Here is an 18,884-nt window from a genome sequence, read left to right as displayed (position 1 = left end):
GTTTCCCATTCTTGTCGGGGCGCAGGATGCGGCGCGCTTTTGGCATCGGCAAGCCGCGGTCAGGACGCCTCGATACCGAGACGGCGGATCAGCGCGCCCCACTTGTCAGCATCCGCACGCAGGCGCTGGGCGAAGGCATCCGTCGATTCCGGCGCCCATTCCACACCCATGCCACCCAGCCTTTCCTTGATGGCGGGCTGCGCCATGATTCGATTGAGGGCGGCGTTGATCTGCTGCTGCAAGGTGATGTCCATGCCCCTCGGCCCGAAGGCTCCGTACCAGACCGCCATCTCGTAGCCCGGCACGACCTCGGCGACCGTGGGCACCTCGGGCTGACGGGACCAGCGTGTCGCCTCCGTTACCGCGATCAGCCGCAGCCGCCCGGCTTCGACATGCGGCATAGTCTGCGTGGCGGCGCTGAACAGCAGTTGGGTCTGGCCGGCCACGGTATCGGTCACGGCCGGCTGACCGCCGCGATAGGGGACATGGACCATCCGGATGCCGGTCATGTTCTCCAGCAGCGCGGCGGATAGATGGTTCGTGGAGCCGGGCCCGGCGGAGGCATAGGCGATCCGTTCCGGATTCGCGCGCGCGTAGGCAATGAAGTCCGGCAGGTTCTGCGCCGGCACCGTCGGATGGATCACCATGGTATTCACCGCGAAGCCCAGCATCGCGAGCGGCGTGAAATCCGCCACGCCGTCGAACGGCATGCTCCGCATCAACGCATGGTTCATCGCGTGTGTGGACATCGACCCGAACAGCAGCGTGTGCCCATCCGGCGCAGCCTTGGCGACGACATCGGAACCGATGTTGCCGCTCGCCCCAGTGCGATTCTCGACGAGCACCGGCTGGCCCAGCGCCTGGCCGAGCGGCTCGGCGACGATCCGGCCGAGGATGTCGGTCGTGCCGCCCGGTGCCCAGGGGATGATCAGGCGGATCGGCCGCGTGAACGGCACCTGTGCGAGGGCCGGGGCCGTCAGCGGAATGGCGGGTGCGGCGAGAAGCAGGTTGCGGCGGCGCAGCGTCGTCATCGGTTGCTCCATCAATCGATCCGGACCGCCAGCAGCGCCGGCACGGCCAGAGCAGCGAACAGCGTGCCGATGGCGGCATCGGCATCGGTGAAGTGCCCCGGACCATGCAGGAGATTCACCGCCCCGAGCGTGCGGCCATCCCAGCGCACGGGCAGGTTCATCGCACTGGCAAGCCCCATGCCGGCGATCGTCTGATGATCGGGATAGGCCCAGGCGATGTCGGCTGCGTCGCGCCCTATCCACGCCTGACCCTCGACCAGCACGCGCTGCGTCCAGGGATGGTCCCAGTTCACCGCCTTGTAGCCGGAGACGGGATAGGCCGCCGGATCGCTGGAGAAGGCGCGTCTGTTGCGACCGGCCGCCGGGTCATGGCGCATGATGGTGAACAGGCGGTGGCCGATCGCCTCCCCCATTGCCTGCTGCAAGGCAACGAAGAAGGAATCCGCCTGGCCTGCCGCGGCGAGCGCGTCGGCCGCGCGGCGGAGGGACGGCAAAGGGTCGGGGCGGGTCATGGCCAACACATACTTCACCGGCACCGGAACATCACCCGGCGGATCGCCGGCGCATGACCACGACGGGCAGCAGCGCGAGCAGGCACGCGATCGCAATCAGCAGAAACGTGTCGCGGAATGCAAGCATGCTTGCCTGGGACAGGAGCATCTGCGCTAGGTAGTCCTGCGCCGCTGCCCCCCGCGTCACCTCCGCGACGCCGTCCTGGGCGAGCAGCAGCTCGACCTGGCGCAGCAATTCGCGCGTCGCCGGCCCGCCATCCTGCGTCGCTGTCAGCGCCTGTGCGTAGTACTGCGTCTGCCGCTCCAGGCTGATCGACAAGAGGTTCACGCCCAGCGCCCCGCCGAACTGCCGCGCGAAGTTCACCGCCCCCGATCCCTGCCCCACCCAGCGCTGCGGCAGCGCGCGCAGCGCACCGGCATTCATGCTCGGCATGGCAAGGCCGAAGCCGATGCGCCCCACCAGGATCCACAAGGCGAAGGTCCAGAACGGCGTGTCGGTGCCCACGCCGGTCATCAGCAGCATGGAGGAACCGAACAGCAGCAGCCCGACGCCGATCGGCGCATAGGGCGGCAACCGATCCGCCAGCCGCCCGGCGATCGGGAAGACGAGCACCATCGCAAGCCCTGCCGGCATCAGCAGCAAGCCCGCCCGCGTCGCCGTGTAGCCCTGGATGGTCTGGACAAACAGCGGCACCAGATAGGTCGATCCGAACAGCGCCGCGCCATAGACCAGCCCGACTGCGGCCGAGCACGCGAAGCCACGCACCGCGAACAGCCGTGGATTGAGCATCGGCGCATCGGTGCGCAGTTCCCACAGCACGAAGCCGATGGCCGCCGCCCCCGCGATGCCGAGTTCCAGCATCACGCGGTTCGAGCCCCATCCCTCCCGCTGGCCGCTCGCGAGACCCGTCAGCAGCGCCAGCAGCGCCGTCACCAGTAACGCGAAGCCCGGCCCATCGAAGCGCCGCCGAGGCCCGGCGCCCGGCGTCGGCCCGGGCAGGAACACCAGGCCGAGCAGCAGCCCGAACAGCGCGAAGGGCACGCCCATGAAGAACATCGCCCGCCAGCCGAAACCGTCGACGATGACGCCGCCCAGCGTCGGCCCCAGGGCCGGCGCCAACACGACCCCCACGGCATAGAGTCCCATCGCCGAGCCACGCCGTTCCGCCGGGAAGACCTGGAAGATGATCTGCATGCCGAGCGGCTGCACCATGCCGGCCGCCGCACCCTGCATCACGCGTCCGACGATCAGCACACCCTCGTTCGGCGCGGAACCCGAGACGACGGACCCCAGCACGAACATCGCGATGGCGACCGCATAGGTCAGCCGGCAGCCGAAACTGTCCACCAGCCAGCCATTCAGCAGCATCGTCGCCGTCACGGCCGCCAGGAAGGCGGTCGAGATCAGCTGCGCATGGTCCTGCCCGATGCCGAAGGCGCCCATCACCTGCGGCAGGGCGACATTGACGATGGTGGCGGACAGGATGGTCGCGATGGTCCCGATCATCGCGGCGAAAGTGACGAGCAGCCGATAGGACGGCCCCCAGCGCGCCTGCAGCTCAGCGATGCCGGGTCCGGCCCAACGATTGCCGCGCGACGGCCCGAGGACGGCGTCACTCACGCGCCGGCGCCTCGACCTCCACCATCATGCCGGGGCGCAGCAGGCCGTCCGCGACACCGGGAGCCAGCGCGATCCGCAACGGAAGGCGCTGTGTGATCTTGGTGAAGTTGCCGGATGGGTTCGGGCTCGGCAGCAGCGCAAACTCGCTCGTCGCCGCTCCGCCGACACGCTCGACCACGCCGTCGAAGCGGCGGCCGGGATAGGCATCCACGCGCAGCCGCACCGGCGCACCCGGGCGGAAGTAGCGGATCTCTGTTTCCTTCACATTCGCCTCGACGCGCACCCGCGCAGGGTCGTGCACCATCAGCAGGCGCTGCCCCGGCGTCACATATTCACCCGCATCGACGAAGACGCGATCCACCACGCCGTCGAACGGCATCGCGATGGTGCGGTCGCGAATCTCCAGCCGGATGCGCTCATGCTGCGCCGCGAGCTCGCGCTGCAGCGGCTCGATGGCGTCGAGCTGGCGGCGGAGTACCGTCAGCTCCTCCCGCGCCGCGCCGGCATTGGCGAGTTGCGCTTCCACGTTGCGGATCTCGGCCGCGACGGCCGCGACACGATGCGTCGCGGTCTCCAGCAAGGCGCGCGTCTGTTCGTGGCGCTGCCGCGTCCCGCTACCTGTTCCCATCAGCTGCACCGCCCGGGCAAACTCGCCCTCGGCGAAGACGCGCTCCGCCTCGGCGGCCGGCAATTGCGAACGCGCCGCTTCCAGCCGGGCGCGCTGCGCATCCTCCTGCGTGCCGGTCTGGCGATCGACCATGGCCAGCCGGGCTTCGAGTTCCGCGTGCCGCGCCACCAGCCCGGCCAGGCGCGCATCGACCTCGGCCAGGGCCAGCTCCGCCTCACGGCTGTCGATGCGGAGCAGCACTTCGCCGACGCGGCCGGTATCGCCGGCGATGACGCGAATCTCCGTCACCCATCCCGGCAGGCGGCTCGCGAGCGTGACCATGTCCGCGGCAATGCGCGCGTCATCCACGAAGACCGTCGTGACCTGCCGATGGATCCACACCCCAGCGCCACCGAGCACGGCCAGAAGCACCACGGCCGCCGCCGCCATCCGCAGCCGCCGCCGCGCCGCGCCGCGCGCTGCGGGAACCGACAAGGCCGTCGGCGACTGCGTACTACCCGGCCCGACGTCCATCCTTCGGACCCTCCTCGGCCGTTTCCAGTCCGGCAGCGACGCGCTTCAGCACCGCCAGGCACAGGGCGAGTTCCTCTTCCGGGATTCCCGCCAGTATCTCGCCGCGCACGGTCGCCGCCTCCGCCTCGATGCGCCGCACCACCGGGCGCGCGGTGCCGGTCAGGTGGATCGTCTTGGCGCGGCGGTCCTCGGCGATCGCGCGCCGCTCCACGAAGCCTTCCTGCTCCAGCCAATCGAGCGTGCGGACCAGCGTCGGCGCCTCGATCCGCAGCCTTGCGGCAAGCGTCTTCTGCGGAATGCCGTCGCCGCGCCGCGCAAGGCTCAACAGCACCAGCCAGCGTGCCTCGGTCAGCCCAAACGGCGCGATGCGCTGATCGAGCGTCGCCCGCCACCGTCGCGCGATCTGGGCGATCGCGACGCCGAGTTCCCATCGCACCTGGGCGAGGCTCGACCCGTCGGGCATCGGGCCATGCTAGACCCGTCCGATAGGCGGCGAATAGATAGATTGCTAAGGAAATGACCGGCCAGCGCTCGACAAGCCGCGTAAAGCCTTCATGCTGGCCGCAATGCCCCCGACGGGGCCGCCGGAGGAGAAGACGACCGATGCCCGTTGTTGAGACCGAACGCCACGGCCAGGTGCTCGTGGTGCGGATGAACCGCCCCGAACGGCTGAATGCCCTGAACCAGGAACTGCGCGTCGCCCTTGCGGAGACGTGGATCGACTTCCGCCGGGACGACACGCTCGAGGTCGCGATCCTGACCGGCACCGGCCGCGCCTTCTGCGCCGGTGAGGACATGAAGGAGACGCTGGCGAACAAGACGCCGGGCGGCAAGAAGCTCGACATCGAGGATCCCTTCGCCACCGGCGCTCTGGAGAAGCCGGTCATCGCCGCGGTCAACGGCTTCGCCATGGGCGGCGGCTTCATGCTGGTGGAACGCACCGATCTGCGCGTGGCCGCGAACACCGCGATCTTCGAAGTGTCGGAAGCGAAGCGCTGGCTGCTCGGCGGCTACAATCACGGCCACCTCGCCAACCTGTCCTATCCGGTCGCGATGGAAATGGCGCTCGGCTTCCGCTTCACCGCCGAACGCTTCCACCAGCTTGGCTTCGTCAACCGCCTGGTGGAACCCGACCAGGTCGTGCCGACGGCGATCGAGATGGCGAACCACCTGCTCACCCTGCCGCCGGCGTCGCGCGTCAACACCGTGCACATGATGCGCCGGATGCGGCCGCAGCCGACCAAGGCCCAGCGCGACCTCGCGGCCGCCCTGCACGAGCATGGCGACAAGAACGACTTGCTCGAGAGCCGCGCCGCCTTCGCCGAGAAGCGCGCACCGAACTTCAAGGGCTGGAACGACCCGCAGGATCGCTATCGCATGCCCCAGTTGGGAGAAGACTGAGCGGCGCGGCATCGAAGGAACCGAACATGACGGATGCCCCGCCGCGCTTCGGAATCTGGGCCCTGGTCCATGGCAGCCGGGCCGCGCGGCAGGACCCTGAGGAGCCCTTCGATGCCTCCTGGTCGCGCAACCGCGCCCTGATCCTCGAAGCCGAAGCGCTCGGCTTCGACAGCACGCTGGTCGCGCAACACACCTTCAATCCCTATGATCCCACCAAGGGCCAGCTCGAAGCGTGGACGGCTTCGGCCGCCCTCGCCGGGATCACCAGCCGCATCGAGATCATCACGGCGATCAAGCCGCTGCTCTACAACCCGGTCGTGCTCGCCAAGATGGCGCTGCAGATCGAGGAGATCAGCGGCGGGCGCTTCGCCATCAACCTGGTGAACGCCTGGAACCGGGCCGAGATGGACAAGTCCGGCCTGCCCTTCCCCGAGCATGACGACCGCTACACGCTCGGTGATGAATGGCTGTCGGTCGTCGAGCCCCTGCTGCGCGGCGAGCGCGTCGACCACCGCGGCCCGCACTTCCAGGTGCAGGAGGCGGTCATCGTGCCGCGCGCATCAACACGCGCGCGGCCCCGCATCTACATCGGCGGCGAATCCGAACCGGCCCGCGCGCTTGCCGCGGCGCGCGGCGATGTCTGGTTCATCAACGGTCAGCCGATCGAGGATGTCGCAGCACTCATCGCCGACGTCGCGCGCCGGCCGCGCAGCGGCGCGCCGCTTCGCTACGGCCTGTCCGCCTTCGTCATCGCCCGCGCCACGGAAGACGAGGCGCTGGCCGCCTATGAACGGCTCGCGACCCTCGCCGAGCTCGACAAGCCGGTGCTGGCCCGCCAGGCCATCCACATCGACCCCGCGACGGTGATGCACCGGACCATGGCGAAGTCGCCGCGCCTCGGCACGAATGGCGGCACCGCCGCCGGCCTCGTCGGCACCTACGACCAGGTGGCCGAGCGCATCGCCGCCTTCCACCAGACCGGCATCGAGACCTTCATGCTGCAGTTCCAGCCCTTCGAGGCTGAGATGCGCCGCTTCGCCGCCGAGGTCATGCCCCGCGTGCGGTCGCGCCTCGGCAGCGGCTGACCGCGGATACTTCGCTGACGGAATTGGAGGGGCTTTGCCCCTCCAAGCCACCCCAGCAAAGGCCGAAGGGCCTTTGCAAACCTCAACTTGGTGGCGGGGCAGTACGGGCGGGAAGCGTGCCGAAACCCGCCCTTGTGCGCGAAGCGGACTAGAGCCAGCCCTTACGGCGGAAGTACAGGACCGGCAGGATCGCGCTGACGATCATCATCAGCAGCGCGATCGGATACCCCTCCGCCCATTTCAGTTCCGGCATCGTCTCGAAATTCATGCCGTAGATCGACGCGATCAGGGTCGGCGGCATCAGCGCCACCGAGGCCACGGTAAAGGTCTTGATGATGCCGGTCTGCTCGATGTTGATCAGGCCGAGCACCGCATCCAGCAGGAACTGCGCCTTGCCGTTGAGCGAGTTCGCATGATCGACCAGCGACCGCACGTCGCGCACCAGCGTCTTCAGGATGACCTGGTTCTCCTTGCGCACCGCCGCGCCCTTTTCGGCACCGACGAAGGTCAGGATGCGCGTCAGGCCGATCAGCGTCTCGATGATGCGGCTCGTGACCTCGCCGACCTGGCCGAGCACGATGATCGTCGACTTGAGCTGCTCGTCCCGCCGGTTCGCCTTGATATTGGCGCGGGCGGCGTGGAAGGAACGCTGGCTGGAGCGGTCCATGTCCCCACCGATCCGCTCGAGCACATCGGCCAGCCGGTCCACGATCTGCTCGAACAGGTGCAGCATCACCCCGTCGGGCGAGGTCAGCACCGCCCCCGGCTGGCGCTGCGCCCGCAGACCGAAGGTGCTGAACGCCTTGGGCGTCGCGTACCGCACCGTGATCAGCGCCGTATTGGTCAGTACGAAGGTGATGGGGGTCGAGGCGTACTCGCCGACCTCGACGCCGTAGAGGAAGCTCGCGGTCAGGAACAGCGCATCCTCTTCGCGATAGAGGCGCGAAGAGCTCTCGATCTCCTGCATCTCCTCCCGCGTCGGGATCTCGATGCCCAGCGCGTCCTGGACCGCATGTTCTTCCTGCGGCGTCGGATTGAGCAGGTCGATCCAAACGGCGTGGCGCAGGCTTTCGGGCTCGGCAACGGCCGAGGCCGCGGCCCGAAGCTCGGGCGCAGGCAGCGCGGCGGTGACGTCTGAAACGGCGCCCTCGCGGACACGACAACGGCCGTCCTCGACCGTCCAGGTCGTGAGCATGACGGTAAACCTCCGCTGTGGGCCTCAACCGGCTTCTAGACGCTGATCGCGGTAGGCGCCAAGCCGAAGGGCATTACAGGTCAAGATAAGGCGCACCCTCCGGTCGCCACATCCGCGCGGCTGCGGCAATGGCCCCTGGCTACGCCCTTGCCATATGGGCATGCGGCAGGACGGCGTCGATGGGCGAGCGTTCCTCAGCCGGGAACCGGCAGTCCGAACCGTCGTGCGACACCAGGAAAATCCGGTTCCCAGGCGTGACGGTCGGTGGCTTGCGTGCCGTCCGCCTCGCGCACCAACTGGCAGGTCTGGAGCCCGACTGCCGCCGCTGCATCCAGTTCCTCCGCGATATCCGACAGGAACAGGATGGTGGTGGCCGGCAGGTACAGGCCCGCGGCGATGGTGGCATAGGACGCGGCCTCCCGCTTCCCGCCGACCTTGGTGTCGAAGAAACCCGCGAACAGCGGCGTCAGGTCGCCCGCTCCGGTGTGGCCGAACAGAAGCTTCTGCGCCGCGACCGAGCCCGAGGAATAAACCGCGAGCCGCAGCCCGGCCTTGGACCAGGCGCGCAGGCAGGGTGGCACATCGGGATAGAGATGGCTCGTAAGCCGCCCGTCGAGATAGCCCGCGCGCCAGATCAGGCCCTGAAGCGTCTTGAGGGGCGTGACCTTGGCGTCCTCCGCCATCCACATCCGCAGCGTCGAACGCGGCTCCTGCTGGCTCGCGATCTCGCGGACCTCGGCCATCACGGCGGCGACCTCGGGTTCTTCCTCATGCGCGTCGAGGAAGGCGTCGAGCTCGGCCTCGGCGAAGGGAAACAGCGTCTCCTTCACGAAGGCGATGGCGCTGGTCGTGCCCTCGATGTCGGTCAGGACGCAGGACAGCGCCATGAACCTTTAGCCCACCGAGACCGGAATACGCCCGGCGATGTCACTGCCGGTGTAATGCGGCGTCCAGCCGGTCGTGTCGGTGAAGACGCGCAGCGCCGTCACATGCGGAACCGCGCCGGCATCGAACCAGTGCTTGGTGTTGGCAGGCACCGAGATCAGGTCGCCAACCGTGCAATGGGCGTCGTAGATCTTGCCGTCCACATGCATGACGAAATTGCCCGCGCCCTCGTGAAAGAAGCGGACCTCATCCTCGGTGTGGATGTGCTCGGACAGGAACTTCGCGCGGATCGCGTCCTTCTGCGGATGGTCGGCGGTCAGCCGGATGACGTCGGCCGTGCCGGCGGCGCTCTCCCGCAGGAAGGCGTCGAGCTGCGGCCGATAGGCGGCGAGCACGGCATCGGCATCCGCACCCTCGGGCAGCGCGGCGACGGGCCAGCGTTCGAAGCGCACGCCGATGGCGCCGAGCGCCTCGGCCATCAGCTTGGGGTCATCGGTCTTCAGCGTCTCGGCGCCGGTGGCGGCGTCGCGGATGGTCAACAGGCTCATCGGGAATGCCTCCCTTCTTCCAGGTGGCAGAGGAGCATGAATTCCAGCGCCTCCAGCCGTGTCATGGCGGCATGCATGTCGGCGCCCCACACATAGACGCCGTGGCCGCGGATCACATAGCCCGGCGGGGCATCCGGCGCATCATCCCACAGCGCATCCACGGCACGCTGCAGGCGCGGAATGTCCTGGTCGTTGTCCAGCACCGGCAGGTCGACCACCGTGTCGTGCGTCGGCCCGCCCGGGAACGCCTTGAGCAATTCATAGCCGGCGAGGCGGATGCTGGCACCCGCCCGGCGGGATAGCACCGTGTTGGCGATGGAATGGCCATGCAGCACCGCACCGGCCTCGACGAAGCGGCGGTAGATGCCGCAATGCAACAGCGTCTCATAGGACGGCCGCGCGCCTGCTTCCCGTGACGCACCGTCCCCGTCCACCAGCATCACGTCGGCCGGCACCATCTGGCCCTTGTGCCGGCCCGACCGGGTAATGGCGATGTCCTCCGGCCCGAGCCGGATGGAAATGTTGCCCGCCGTGGCCGGCACCCAGCCCTTCGCGTCCATGTGGCGCCCGGAAGCCGCAATGGTCAGGGCGGCGTCATCGAAGGTCATCGCGACAACTTCCCGCAGGCCCGCCCGCTCAGCGTGATCCCGAGACGAGGCCGGCCCACCTCCCCGCCCGCGCCGGTAAGGGCAGCTGGGGCAGGGACGGCAGGCCGGTTTTGTCGGAGGTGTAGCCTGCCCGGTCAGGCGGCCGGGCGGTTGCCCGGCTGCGGCTGCGCCTGGGTTGCGGAAGCCGTGCCCTGCTGCGGGCCGGGAATGTTGCCCGCCGGCGGCTGTGCCGGGGCCTGCGCCTCCATCGAGGCGTCCTTCTCGTCTTCCTTGATGTTCTGCTTGAACGATTTGATGCCCTTGGCCAGGTCGCCCATCAGGCCGCTGATCTTGCCGCTGCCGAACAGCAGCAGCACGACGAGCAGCACGACCAGCCAATGCCAGATGCTGAAGGAACCCATTGTGACGCCTCAATCCCGAAGGGCCCGCCGCCTCGTGCGCCGGGCAAATCCGCATGAACGGGCGGCAACCTAGAAGGACCGCCGCCCCCGTGCAAATGGAGATGGCGCTTTCGGGCGATCGGCGCAATGGGCGCCCCACCTTCCGCCCTTCACGATCGCAGCGCGGCCATCCCGCTGCGTGTTCCGCTTGACAGTGGAGGCGCCTGTCGCCACTTCTGGCCTCGATCCGGGCCCCTCTGGCGGCGTGCGTCCTAATGGTGGGCGGCGGCCGTGATGTCGGATCGCGTGGGAAACCGCGCGGTCCGGGCCCTCTCTGCATGGCCTGCAATTGGTATCGGGCCGCGCCAGAGAGGAGCACGTCAGGGATGGAATTCCTGTCGGCGGAATGGTTGGACAAGCCCCTGTGGATGTGGGGCGGCTTCCTGGCGATCGTGTTGGCGCTGCTGGCCTTCGACCTCGGCGTCCTGAACCGCAAGGACAAGGAAATGGGGATCGCCCAGAGCCTGTGGCTCTCGGCCTTCTACATCGGCTTCGCGACCCTGTTCGGTACCGGCATCTGGTGGGCGTATGACGCGGGTTCGCTCACGACGAGCGACGGCACCCACGCGGGCGTCGCCTTCTTCACCGGCTTCTTCATCGAGAAGGCGCTGTCGATCGACAACGTCTTCGTCATCAGCCTGATCTTCGGCTACTTCACCATTCCCCGCGCGTATCAGTATCGGGCACTGGTCTGGGGTATCATCGGCGTCATCGTCCTGCGGGGCATCATGATCGCCGCGGGCGCCGCGCTGGTGCAGCAGTATGGCTGGGTGCTCTACCTGTTCGGCGCCTTCCTGATCGCCACGGGCATCAAGATGCTGGTGGTGCCGGAAGGGGAGCAGGACATCTCGAAGAACCCGATCGTCCGATTCATGCGTCGCTACATGCGCGTGTCGGATGCGCTCCATGGCCAGAAGTTCTTCGTCCGCGAGCCGGACCCGAAGACCGGCAGGATGGTACGGGCGGCGACGCCACTATTCCTCGCCCTGGTGGTCATCAACATCGCGGACCTGGTCTTCGCCGTGGATTCCGTGCCGGCCATCTTCGCCATCACCACGGATACCTTCATCGTCTACACGGCGAACATCATGGCGATCCTGGGCCTGCGGGCGCTCTACTTCGCCCTGGCGGCGATGGTGCACCGCTTCCACTACCTGAAGTACGCGCTTGCCCTGGTGCTCGTGTTCATCGGCGGCAAGATCTTCTGGAACCAGATCGTCGGCAAAGTCGATCCGGCGATCTCGCTCGGCGTGACCCTATCGATGATCGCGAGCGGCGTGCTCTGGTCCCTGTGGAAGACCCGCCGGGACGACGCCGCGGCGGCCGGCTGACCTCCCCTCGGCCGGGGGTTCGCCCCCGGCCGAACCGGCCGTCAGCCGTCGAGCCGGATGTTGAGGCGGCGGATCATGCCGCCCCAGCGGTCCGTCTCCTCCTTCAGGAAGGCGGCCGCCTCGGCCGGCGACGTCGCCATCACCTCGAACCCCGCCCCTTCGAGCCGCTGGCGGGCAGACGGCTCGCGCAGGCCGCGCTGCGTCTCGGCCGCCAGCCGCGCCACGCGCTCCGGCGGCGTGGAGGACGGCACGACCATGATCTGCCAGCCATAGGATTCGGCGTTCGCCAACCCCTGCTCCGCCAGGGTCGGCACCTGCGGGGTCGCCGGAAAACGGCTTGCCGAGGTCACCGCGATAGGGCGGATCTGGTTGGCCTGCACCTGCGGCAGCACGGCGGCCGTGGTGACCATCATCGCCTGGATGCGCCCGGCCACCAGGTCCAGCGTCGCCGCCGGGAAGCCGCGATAGGCGACATGCAGCATGTCCAGCCCGCCGGACCTCGCCAGCAGGTCGAGCATCCCCAGATGCCCGCCCGACCCCGACCCCACGGAACCGAAGGCGAGCCTGCCCGGATTCGCGCGCACCTGCGCCAGGAAGCTGGGCAGGTCATTCACCGGCAGATCGTTGTTCACGACCAGGAACTGCGGCCCGCGCACCAGCAGCGACACCGCGATGAGGTCCTTCAGCGGATCGTAGGGCAGGTTCGGATACAGCGCAGGCGCTGTCGACAGCGGCCCGTTGATCGACAGGCCGATGATGTGGCCGTCCGTCGCCCTGGCGATCGCCTCGGTGCCGATGTTGCCGCCCGCGCCCGCGCGGTTGTCCACCACCACCGGCTGGCCAAGCGCCCGAGACAGGTGCTCCGACACCACCCGTCCCGTCAGGTCGGGACTGGATCCGCCGGGAAAGGGCACCACGAAGCGCACCGGCCGGTCGGGCCAGGCTTCCTGCGCCGGCGACACGGACGGAGCCAGAAGGGCAGCAGGCAGACCGGCGACGAGGCCGCGGCGGGTAGGTGTCATGGCGTTCTCCTCCAACGGAGCAAGGCGGCGACCGGGGAGGCACTCCTATGCCCGCCCAAGGCCCAAGGTCCAGCCCTGGCTCAAGCGGGTTGCGCCGGCCGTGCGCCGTCGGCGATACACCATGGGCGAGCATTCACGCGTGCGGGGCACAACCCATGACTGCATCCATGCGATTGGGATCGGTTCTCCTCCTGTTACCCGCGCTGGCGGGCTGCGCCACCGCGGCCCTGAACGCATCGCTGCGCGCAGCAAATCCGCAGCCTGCCTGGAACGGCGAAACCGCCATCGCGTCCGACCCGGCCGGCGCGCAATGCGCCGTCCATCGCGGCGACCGGCAGGTCGCGAGCGTGCCGGCGGCGCCCGGCACGGTGCAACTGCCTCGGTCCCATGCGGTGCTGGAAGTCCGCTGTCAGGCCGAGGGCTTTCTCGAGACCGCCGTGCTGATGCGTCCTGCCGATGACCCGGCGGTGTTTCGCATGGCGCCGAACGGCATCATTGGTGCCACTGCCACCGTCTTCAGCCTCGCCTCGGCGCGGACCATGCGATACCCGGGCCAGATCACCGTTGCGATGGTGCCGGCGGTCTTCGCCACCGACGAGATGCGGAGCGAGTTCTTCGAAGGCCGCCGCCAGGCGATCCTGGCCAGCCGCGCCGCGCAGCTCGCCCTGGCGGATGAGCGCTGCCGCGCCCAGCCCGACAGCAGTTGCGATCCGGCCGGTCTGGTGATGCGCAGCGAACAGGACGAGGATTTGGCGCGGCTGGACCGGCTGCGACGGCAGGCACGGTTGGCCTCGGACGCGCCCGCGGCACCGTAGGTGCTCAGTGCGCCGCGGCCATCAGCCGGCCGCCATGGATGAAGCCGAAGGTCGGATAGTTCGACCGGCCGAGCCCGCTGACCGGCGGATACCAGACGCGCACGAGCGACCAGTCGTTGTCGGGCGAGACATCGACCACGGGCTGGTCCCGCGCGACGCGCCCGCGATTGCCGCCGGAGGCCCAGTTGGCATGGTCGACGCGGATCTCCCGCGCCGAAACCACCCGCGTCACCACCGACAGGTGCCCCGTGCGGTTCCGCTGGGTCCGCATGAACACCAGCACCGATCCGGCGCGCGGCCGGGGCGACCGGTCATACCGCCCGGATTGCGCCGCTGCGTCCCACCACTGCCAGGCGTCGCCGGACAGGTCGATGCCGCTACGCGCACGCGCGTAGGGCACGCAGGAAACATTCCCGCCCGAGTATCCTGGCACAGCGCCCCCCGGCGCCGTGCCGCGCGTGCTGCCACAGGCCCCCAGTGCCAAGGCCGCCAGCATCGCGACCATGCGAAGCACGATCCCGAACCCCCTGATTCCCCTGTATTCTACTTAGCACGACTCGGTCTGGCCGCGCAGCAGGAACTGCGCGGCCGCGCGCTGTGCATAAGAAGGAACTGATCGATGGACGGGCATGTCACGCCGGCGGTGGTCAGCGAGATCCAGGACGGGGTAGCGATGCTGTGGCTCGCCCGCCCCGAACGCGGCAACGCGATGAGCGCCGAGATGGTGGGCGCGATCGAGGCATCACTGGATGATGCCATCGGCGCCGGCGCGCGGATGATCGTGCTGCGCGCGCAGGGCAGGAACTTCTGCACCGGCCTCGACCTGGCTGACCTGGGCACGATCACGGATGGTGAGCTGGCGCTGCGCATCATCCGCATCGAGTTGCTGCTGCAGCGCATCCACGGCTTGCCGGTCACGACGATGGCCGTCGCCAGTGGGCGCGTCTTCGGCGCCGGCGCAGACTTGTTCGCCGCCTGCGACCTTCGGGTCGCCCTGCCCGGCACGAGCTTCGCCTTCCCGGGGCCAGCCTTCGGGCTGGTGCTCGGCACGGGGCGGCTCGCCGGACTTGTAGGGGACGCGGCGGCGCGGCGGCTGTTGCTGGCTGGCGCGGCGGTGGAAGCGGAGCGCGCCCAGGCCCTGGGCCTGGTCACGGACATCATCGAGGCTGCGGCAGTGGATGGCGCGGTCACGGCCGCACGAGCGGCGGCCAAGCGCCTCGATGCGGCGACGGTTGCCGCGCTCCATGGCCGGACGCGACGGGTGGACGACGATGCCGATCTGGCGGCGCTGGCGCGATCCGTGGCTCGGCCGGGGCTCGTGGCGCGGGTCGCGGCGTACCGGGCCGCCATGCAGCGGAAGTGACGGCGAACAATCCGCCGCGGCTTCGGTAAGGAGAGATCCGGAGGGGGGCAGCGCCCCCCTCCGACGACACTTAGGCCGGTGTGAACATCGGCACCGGGGCGCCGCCTTCCTCAGTCGGCTTGAAGACGAGCTTCACCTTCTGCCCGACCTTCAGCGCGTCGAGGTCGCAATCCACGATGTTGGTGAACATGCGCGGACCTTCGTCCAGTTCGACATAGGCCGGCGCATGCGGCTCCTTCGACCGCATGACGGTCAAGGAGTAGATCGTGCCCGTGCCCTTCGCCTCGACCAGCTCCACGTTGTTCGACAGCGTGAAGGGCGAGCAGCCGCGCGGATACCAGAAGTGCTTGCCGGTATCCTTGCACAGCCCGATCAGGAACTTGCCGGCGCGCGCGGCGTCCCAGAACGGCTTGGTGGTGGGGTCTTCCTTCGGCGCCGGGATGGCGCGGTTGGCTGCTGGGGTCGCCATGGTGATCACTCCCGCTCCATGATGAGGGTGGCGCCGCCGTGGCGGTGGCCGAGCAGGCCGCCCACGCCGTTCGCCAGCGCCAGCTTGCAGCCGGGCACCTGGACCTTCGGATGCGCTTCGCCGCGGAGCTGGCGCACCGCCTCGATCACCTTGGTCATGCCGCCGCGGTTCGCCGGGTGGTTGTTGCACAGCCCGCCGCCATCGGTGTTGAAGGGCAGCTTGCCGACGCCGGAGATCAGGTTGCCGTCGGCGACAAAGGCGCCGCCCTTGCCCTTCTCGGCGAAGCCCAGGTCTTCGATCTGCATCAGCACCGTGATGGTGAAGCTGTCGTAGATCGAGGCGTACTGGATGTCCTTCGGCGTGACCTTGGCCTCGGCGAAGGCTGCCGCGCCGGACTGCTTCACCGCGGAATAGGTCAGGTCCATCGCGCCGCCGCCCTGGTTCTTGGTGGCCTCGGCGCAGCCGAGCACCTTCACCTTCGGGCGGTTCAACGACTTCGCGATTTCCGGACGCGCGACGATCAGCGCGCCGCCGCCATCGGAGATGACGCAGCAATCGAGCCGGTGCAGCGGGTCCGCCACCATCGGCGAATTCACCACGTCCTCGACCGTCACAACCTTCGGCAGCATGGCGTGCGGGTTGTACTGGGCATGCGTGGAGGCCGCGACCTTGATCCAGGCCAGCTGCTCCGACGTCGTGCCGTATTCATACATGTGCCGGCTGGCGACGTTCGCGTAGGAGGTCACGACGGTGCGCGCCATCGGGATCTCGAACGGATCGTCCGGGATGTTCGGTGCCCAGGACCGCGGCACAGTGCCGGTCGCCATCCCTTCGGCGCGCGGCCGGCCGGCGAGCGTGATCAGCGCGACGTTGCAGCGGCCTTCCTTGATGGCCTGCGCGGCGTGGCCGACATGCATGACGTAGGAGCAGCCGCCCATGTCGGTGGAATCGACGTGGCGGAGCTTGGTCAGGCCCATGTAGTCGGCCTGGTTGATCGGCCCGAGGCCCGGGGCGGCACCGGTGCAGAAGAAGCCGTCGACGTCGTCCTTGGACAGGCCGGCATCCTGCAGGGCGCCGAAGGCGACTTCGGCATGGAGCTGGGCGACCGATTGGCCCTCGGCCTTGCGCGTCGGGTGCTCGAAGGCCCCGACGATATAGGCTGCGCCGTTGATGCTCATGGCGGGGGCGGTTCCTCCTGCTGGTTCCAGTCGGGCCGCAGGGAAGCAGCGGAATGGCCGCCTGTCGAGGGGGGCGCCCGACCGTTCGGTCGGCTCATTGGGCGTTCAAGCGGAAGAACGGATCGCGGCCACGCCGCGATCCGGGAGCGCACAGCGCGACCGCGCCCAGACCGACCGCTGCCCCCAGCGCACCAGCGCATGGCGCGAAGGCAAGCCGGACGGATGGCCAGCGCCCGCCGTTTGAGGGCGTCAAAAAAAGTACCCGCCGGGTCCGTGCGGGATTGCACGGGACCCGGCGGGGCTTCGCTGCCTGGCTGGGGGGCAATTCAGCGCGGCAGGAACTCGGCGAAGTATTCGTAGCTGTCGGCATTCATCTGCGCGGCAGCGGGGTCATCCTTGGCCAGCGCCTCGACACGGGCAGGCTGGTAGGCATGGTCGCGCGTGCCCAGGGCAAGGTGGCTCATCTCATGCAGGATGATGCCGCCCTGGCTGTCCTGGCCGGTGCGCTGGGCGCGGAAGAAGGTCGGGCAGACGCCCATGACTTCCCGCGCATTCCCGCCCCAGCGGACATAGGCGAAGGTTTGGCCACGGCACCCGTCGGCCCGGTTGCATTCGTAGGTCAGGCGGGCTTCGCGCTGATCCAGGCCGATGGAGATGGCGCGGAAGTTCTTGGCGATCGCACCGGCCGGGTTACGGCCGAAGAAGCGCATCAGGTGCGGGCGGGTCGCCTCAGGCTCCAGCGTCAGCGCGGCGATGGAGGCATTCGTCATCTGACGGGCATCGGCGAAGGCGCGGCGGATGACCACGCGCTGTTCGTCGGAGCAGGCGCCGGATTGCGACAGCACCTGGCGCTCCTGGCCCTTCACGCCCTGCGCGGCTGCCGGGAGCGACGCGAGCGTCAGCGCGGCAAGGGCGGCGGCGATGGGAAGGGTCTTGCGCATCTCTCTCTGCCTCGGGGGGATCGTGTTGGCAGAGGGAGAATGCAGCGTCGGAACCGGGCCGGCGCTGAAATGATTCAGGCGGGACTCACACCGGCGGTCCAATGTTTCGACCGTCGGCCGGACTGCCGGCGCGCCGCATTCGCGGCGTCGGCACGAGGCAAAGCCTCGTGCCGTTGCTCTCAGCCGCCTGACGCCACCGGCGTCATCCGCCGCTTCTCCTGCGCGTTCCGCAGCAGCGCGATGCCGCGATACAGGCCGTGCACCATCTTGGAATAGGGCATCAGCAGGAAGAACGCGAAGACCAGCCCGAGATGGATGGCGAGCATCATGCCCATCGCCCCGGTGTGCCGCACCGCGAGCAGCAGCTCACCCGTCGCGGCGATCAGGAACAGCAGGCCGAGCATGGCGAACTCGCCGCCCGCGACCTTGGTCGAGACCGGGCCGGGGTCGGTGACGATCTTCACCTGCATCAGCCCCGCCGCGCCGACCATCATCAGCAGGCCGCCCCAGAAGCCGAACTGCACGGGCAGCGAGAAGAAGGAATGCGGCGACATCCAGCCGAAGACGTAGTGGTAGATCGTGCCGGTGCAGGTGGCCGCGAAGCACAGCAGGAAGCCGTACATCAGTGCCTGGTGCAGCCAGCGCCGGCGCATCGAGAAGCTGTCGTCGAGATCGTTGCAGCCATGCCCGCCACCGCCGAGGTTGCGCATGGTGGCGATGTCGGATGCCGTCTCCACGGCAGGCCCCGTGGCGAAGGCCCCGCCGGCGCCGCCGGTCGAGCGGATGTAGTTCCGGGCGCCGATCGCCATCGCGACGATCGCGAAGCCGAAGGTCGCGACGCCGAGCGTGATCATCAGCCAGTGCGGCACGACGCGGAAGAAGGCCCCTGCCCCACGCTGCGCGGACCACAGCACCGTCGGGTCCTGCAGCGCGACCGCGAGGATCAGCGCCAGCGCCACGCCGAGCGATGCGAACAGCGACACCAGCGTCCCGTTGCGCTCGAACAGCCGGCCGAGCCCGGCCGGCCAGGCGTTGGCCGCGTAGGATTCCTGGCGGATCTCCGCGAAGGTCGCCGGCAGGTTGATGCCGAAGGCATGCGGCGGCGCGTATTGGCAGGCGTGGTAGCAGCCCTTGCAGCCGTGGCAGAGATTAGCGAGATGCGTCAGGTCGCCCTCGCTGAAGCTCCGCCGCATCGTCATGGCGGGGAAGACGGCGCAGTAGCTCTCGCAATACCGGCAGGCATTGCAGACATCCATGAAACGGCGCGCATCGACGACGGCCTGGGATTCCTGGGCCAT

21 protein-coding genes are annotated in these 18,884 nt (G+C 68.8%); 5 read left to right on the top strand and 16 right to left on the bottom strand.

Features of this window, described 5'->3' with window-relative positions:
- Window positions 1-59 precede the first annotated feature (59 nt).
- From GXW78_RS00875 to GXW78_RS00855, 5 genes are read right to left on the bottom strand one after another with little or no spacing between them, the layout of a single operon-like run.
- The gene (locus tag GXW78_RS00875) at window positions 60-1,031 is read right to left on the bottom strand and encodes a Bug family tripartite tricarboxylate transporter substrate binding protein (protein ID WP_246521731.1); all 972 of its coding nucleotides are present in this window, start codon (window positions 1,029-1,031) and stop codon (window positions 60-62) included.
- A gap of 11 nt (window positions 1,032-1,042) precedes the next feature.
- Window positions 1,043-1,543, bottom strand: a complete 501-nt coding sequence (locus GXW78_RS00870; protein ID WP_211865197.1) for a GAF domain-containing protein — start codon at window positions 1,541-1,543, stop codon at window positions 1,043-1,045.
- Between the two features lie 31 nt (window positions 1,544-1,574).
- On the bottom strand, window positions 1,575-3,164 hold the full coding sequence (locus GXW78_RS00865; protein WP_338147646.1) for a DHA2 family efflux MFS transporter permease subunit: 1,590 nt from the start codon (window positions 3,162-3,164) through the stop codon (window positions 1,575-1,577).
- A complete protein-coding gene (locus GXW78_RS00860; RefSeq protein ID WP_211865195.1) occupies window positions 3,157-4,305 on the bottom strand; it encodes an HlyD family secretion protein in 1,149 nt (382 codons plus the stop codon). Before GXW78_RS00860 ends, GXW78_RS00865 begins: the two co-directional genes overlap by 8 nt.
- Window positions 4,286-4,768: a MarR family transcriptional regulator gene (locus GXW78_RS00855; protein WP_211865193.1), complete on the bottom strand. Its 483-nt coding sequence runs from the start codon at window positions 4,766-4,768 to the stop codon at window positions 4,286-4,288. The genes GXW78_RS00860 and GXW78_RS00855 overlap by 20 nt, the downstream gene beginning before the upstream one ends.
- A 140-nt stretch (window positions 4,769-4,908) precedes the next feature.
- Here GXW78_RS00855 and GXW78_RS00850 point away from each other — a divergent pair, with 140 nt between their 5' ends.
- On the top strand, window positions 4,909-5,706 hold the full coding sequence (locus tag GXW78_RS00850) for an enoyl-CoA hydratase/isomerase family protein (RefSeq protein WP_211865191.1): 798 nt from the start codon (window positions 4,909-4,911) through the stop codon (window positions 5,704-5,706).
- 26 nt (window positions 5,707-5,732) lie between these two features.
- Window positions 5,733-6,791: an LLM class flavin-dependent oxidoreductase gene (locus tag GXW78_RS00845; RefSeq protein ID WP_211865189.1), complete on the top strand. Its 1,059-nt coding sequence runs from the start codon at window positions 5,733-5,735 to the stop codon at window positions 6,789-6,791.
- A 148-nt stretch (window positions 6,792-6,939) separates the two neighbouring features.
- Here the strand turns inward: GXW78_RS00845 and corA are convergent, their stop codons facing one another.
- From corA to GXW78_RS00820, 5 genes are all read right to left on the bottom strand, one after another.
- Complete coding sequence (gene corA, locus GXW78_RS00840) at window positions 6,940-7,986, bottom strand: magnesium/cobalt transporter CorA (protein ID WP_211865187.1); 1,047 nt, start codon at window positions 7,984-7,986, stop codon at window positions 6,940-6,942.
- Window positions 7,987-8,180: 194 nt separating this feature from the next.
- Window positions 8,181-8,873, bottom strand: coding sequence for an acireductone synthase (gene mtnC, locus GXW78_RS00835; RefSeq protein ID WP_211865185.1), 693 nt, complete (start codon window positions 8,871-8,873; stop codon window positions 8,181-8,183).
- A gap of 6 nt (window positions 8,874-8,879) precedes the next feature.
- Window positions 8,880-9,419 (bottom strand): 1,2-dihydroxy-3-keto-5-methylthiopentene dioxygenase, encoded by a 540-nt coding sequence (locus tag GXW78_RS00830; protein ID WP_211865182.1) that lies wholly within the window; start codon window positions 9,417-9,419, stop codon window positions 8,880-8,882.
- Complete coding sequence (locus GXW78_RS00825) at window positions 9,416-10,027, bottom strand: methylthioribulose 1-phosphate dehydratase (RefSeq protein WP_211865180.1); 612 nt, start codon at window positions 10,025-10,027, stop codon at window positions 9,416-9,418. Before GXW78_RS00825 ends, GXW78_RS00830 begins: the two co-directional genes overlap by 4 nt.
- A 134-nt stretch (window positions 10,028-10,161) precedes the next feature.
- A complete protein-coding gene (locus GXW78_RS00820; protein ID WP_211865178.1) occupies window positions 10,162-10,428 on the bottom strand; it encodes a twin-arginine translocase TatA/TatE family subunit in 267 nt (88 codons plus the stop codon).
- Window positions 10,429-10,793: 365 nt separating this feature from the next.
- On the opposite strand from GXW78_RS00820, the gene GXW78_RS00815 reads away from it, so the two are divergent.
- Window positions 10,794-11,798, top strand: a complete 1,005-nt coding sequence (locus GXW78_RS00815; RefSeq protein ID WP_211865176.1) for a TerC family protein — start codon at window positions 10,794-10,796, stop codon at window positions 11,796-11,798.
- Between the two features lie 41 nt (window positions 11,799-11,839).
- Here GXW78_RS00815 and GXW78_RS00810 read toward each other — a convergent pair whose 3' ends face one another.
- Window positions 11,840-12,820 carry a Bug family tripartite tricarboxylate transporter substrate binding protein gene (locus GXW78_RS00810; RefSeq protein ID WP_211865174.1) on the bottom strand — a complete coding sequence of 327 codons (981 nt, stop codon included), beginning with the start codon at window positions 12,818-12,820 and terminating at the stop codon, window positions 11,840-11,842.
- Window positions 12,821-12,987: 167 nt separating this feature from the next.
- Here GXW78_RS00810 and GXW78_RS00805 point away from each other — a divergent pair, with 167 nt between their 5' ends.
- Window positions 12,988-13,635 carry a hypothetical protein gene (locus GXW78_RS00805; protein ID WP_211865172.1) on the top strand — a complete coding sequence of 216 codons (648 nt, stop codon included), beginning with the start codon at window positions 12,988-12,990 and terminating at the stop codon, window positions 13,633-13,635.
- 4 nt (window positions 13,636-13,639) lie between these two features.
- On the opposite strand, the gene GXW78_RS00800 is transcribed toward GXW78_RS00805, so the two are convergent.
- A complete protein-coding gene (locus GXW78_RS00800; RefSeq protein ID WP_408904152.1) occupies window positions 13,640-14,035 on the bottom strand; it encodes a CHAP domain-containing protein in 396 nt (131 codons plus the stop codon).
- A 219-nt stretch (window positions 14,036-14,254) separates the two neighbouring features.
- Between GXW78_RS00800 and GXW78_RS00795 the strand changes: the two genes are divergently transcribed.
- Window positions 14,255-14,998 (top strand): enoyl-CoA hydratase/isomerase family protein, encoded by a 744-nt coding sequence (locus GXW78_RS00795; RefSeq protein WP_211865170.1) that lies wholly within the window; start codon window positions 14,255-14,257, stop codon window positions 14,996-14,998.
- Window positions 14,999-15,068: 70 nt separating this feature from the next.
- Here GXW78_RS00795 and GXW78_RS00790 read toward each other — a convergent pair whose 3' ends face one another.
- From GXW78_RS00790 to tcuB, 4 genes are all read right to left on the bottom strand, one after another.
- A complete protein-coding gene (locus GXW78_RS00790) occupies window positions 15,069-15,467 on the bottom strand; it encodes a Zn-ribbon domain-containing OB-fold protein (protein ID WP_211865168.1) in 399 nt (132 codons plus the stop codon).
- Window positions 15,468-15,472: 5 nt separating this feature from the next.
- Window positions 15,473-16,645 (bottom strand): thiolase domain-containing protein, encoded by a 1,173-nt coding sequence (locus tag GXW78_RS00785; protein WP_211865166.1) that lies wholly within the window; start codon window positions 16,643-16,645, stop codon window positions 15,473-15,475.
- 326 nt (window positions 16,646-16,971) lie between these two features.
- The gene (locus GXW78_RS00780) at window positions 16,972-17,586 is read right to left on the bottom strand and encodes a M35 family metallopeptidase (protein ID WP_211865165.1); all 615 of its coding nucleotides are present in this window, start codon (window positions 17,584-17,586) and stop codon (window positions 16,972-16,974) included.
- 179 nt (window positions 17,587-17,765) lie between these two features.
- Window positions 17,766-18,884, bottom strand: a complete 1,119-nt coding sequence (tcuB, locus tag GXW78_RS00775; protein WP_211865164.1) for a tricarballylate utilization 4Fe-4S protein TcuB — start codon at window positions 18,882-18,884, stop codon at window positions 17,766-17,768.

Origin of the sequence: Neoroseomonas terrae, from assembly GCF_018129025.1 — a bacterium.
GTDB classification, from domain to species: Bacteria; Pseudomonadota; Alphaproteobacteria; order Acetobacterales; family Acetobacteraceae; genus Neoroseomonas; species Neoroseomonas terrae.
The sequence above is the reverse complement of the archived record's forward strand: the minus strand, read 5'-3'. Positions and strand labels throughout refer to the sequence as shown.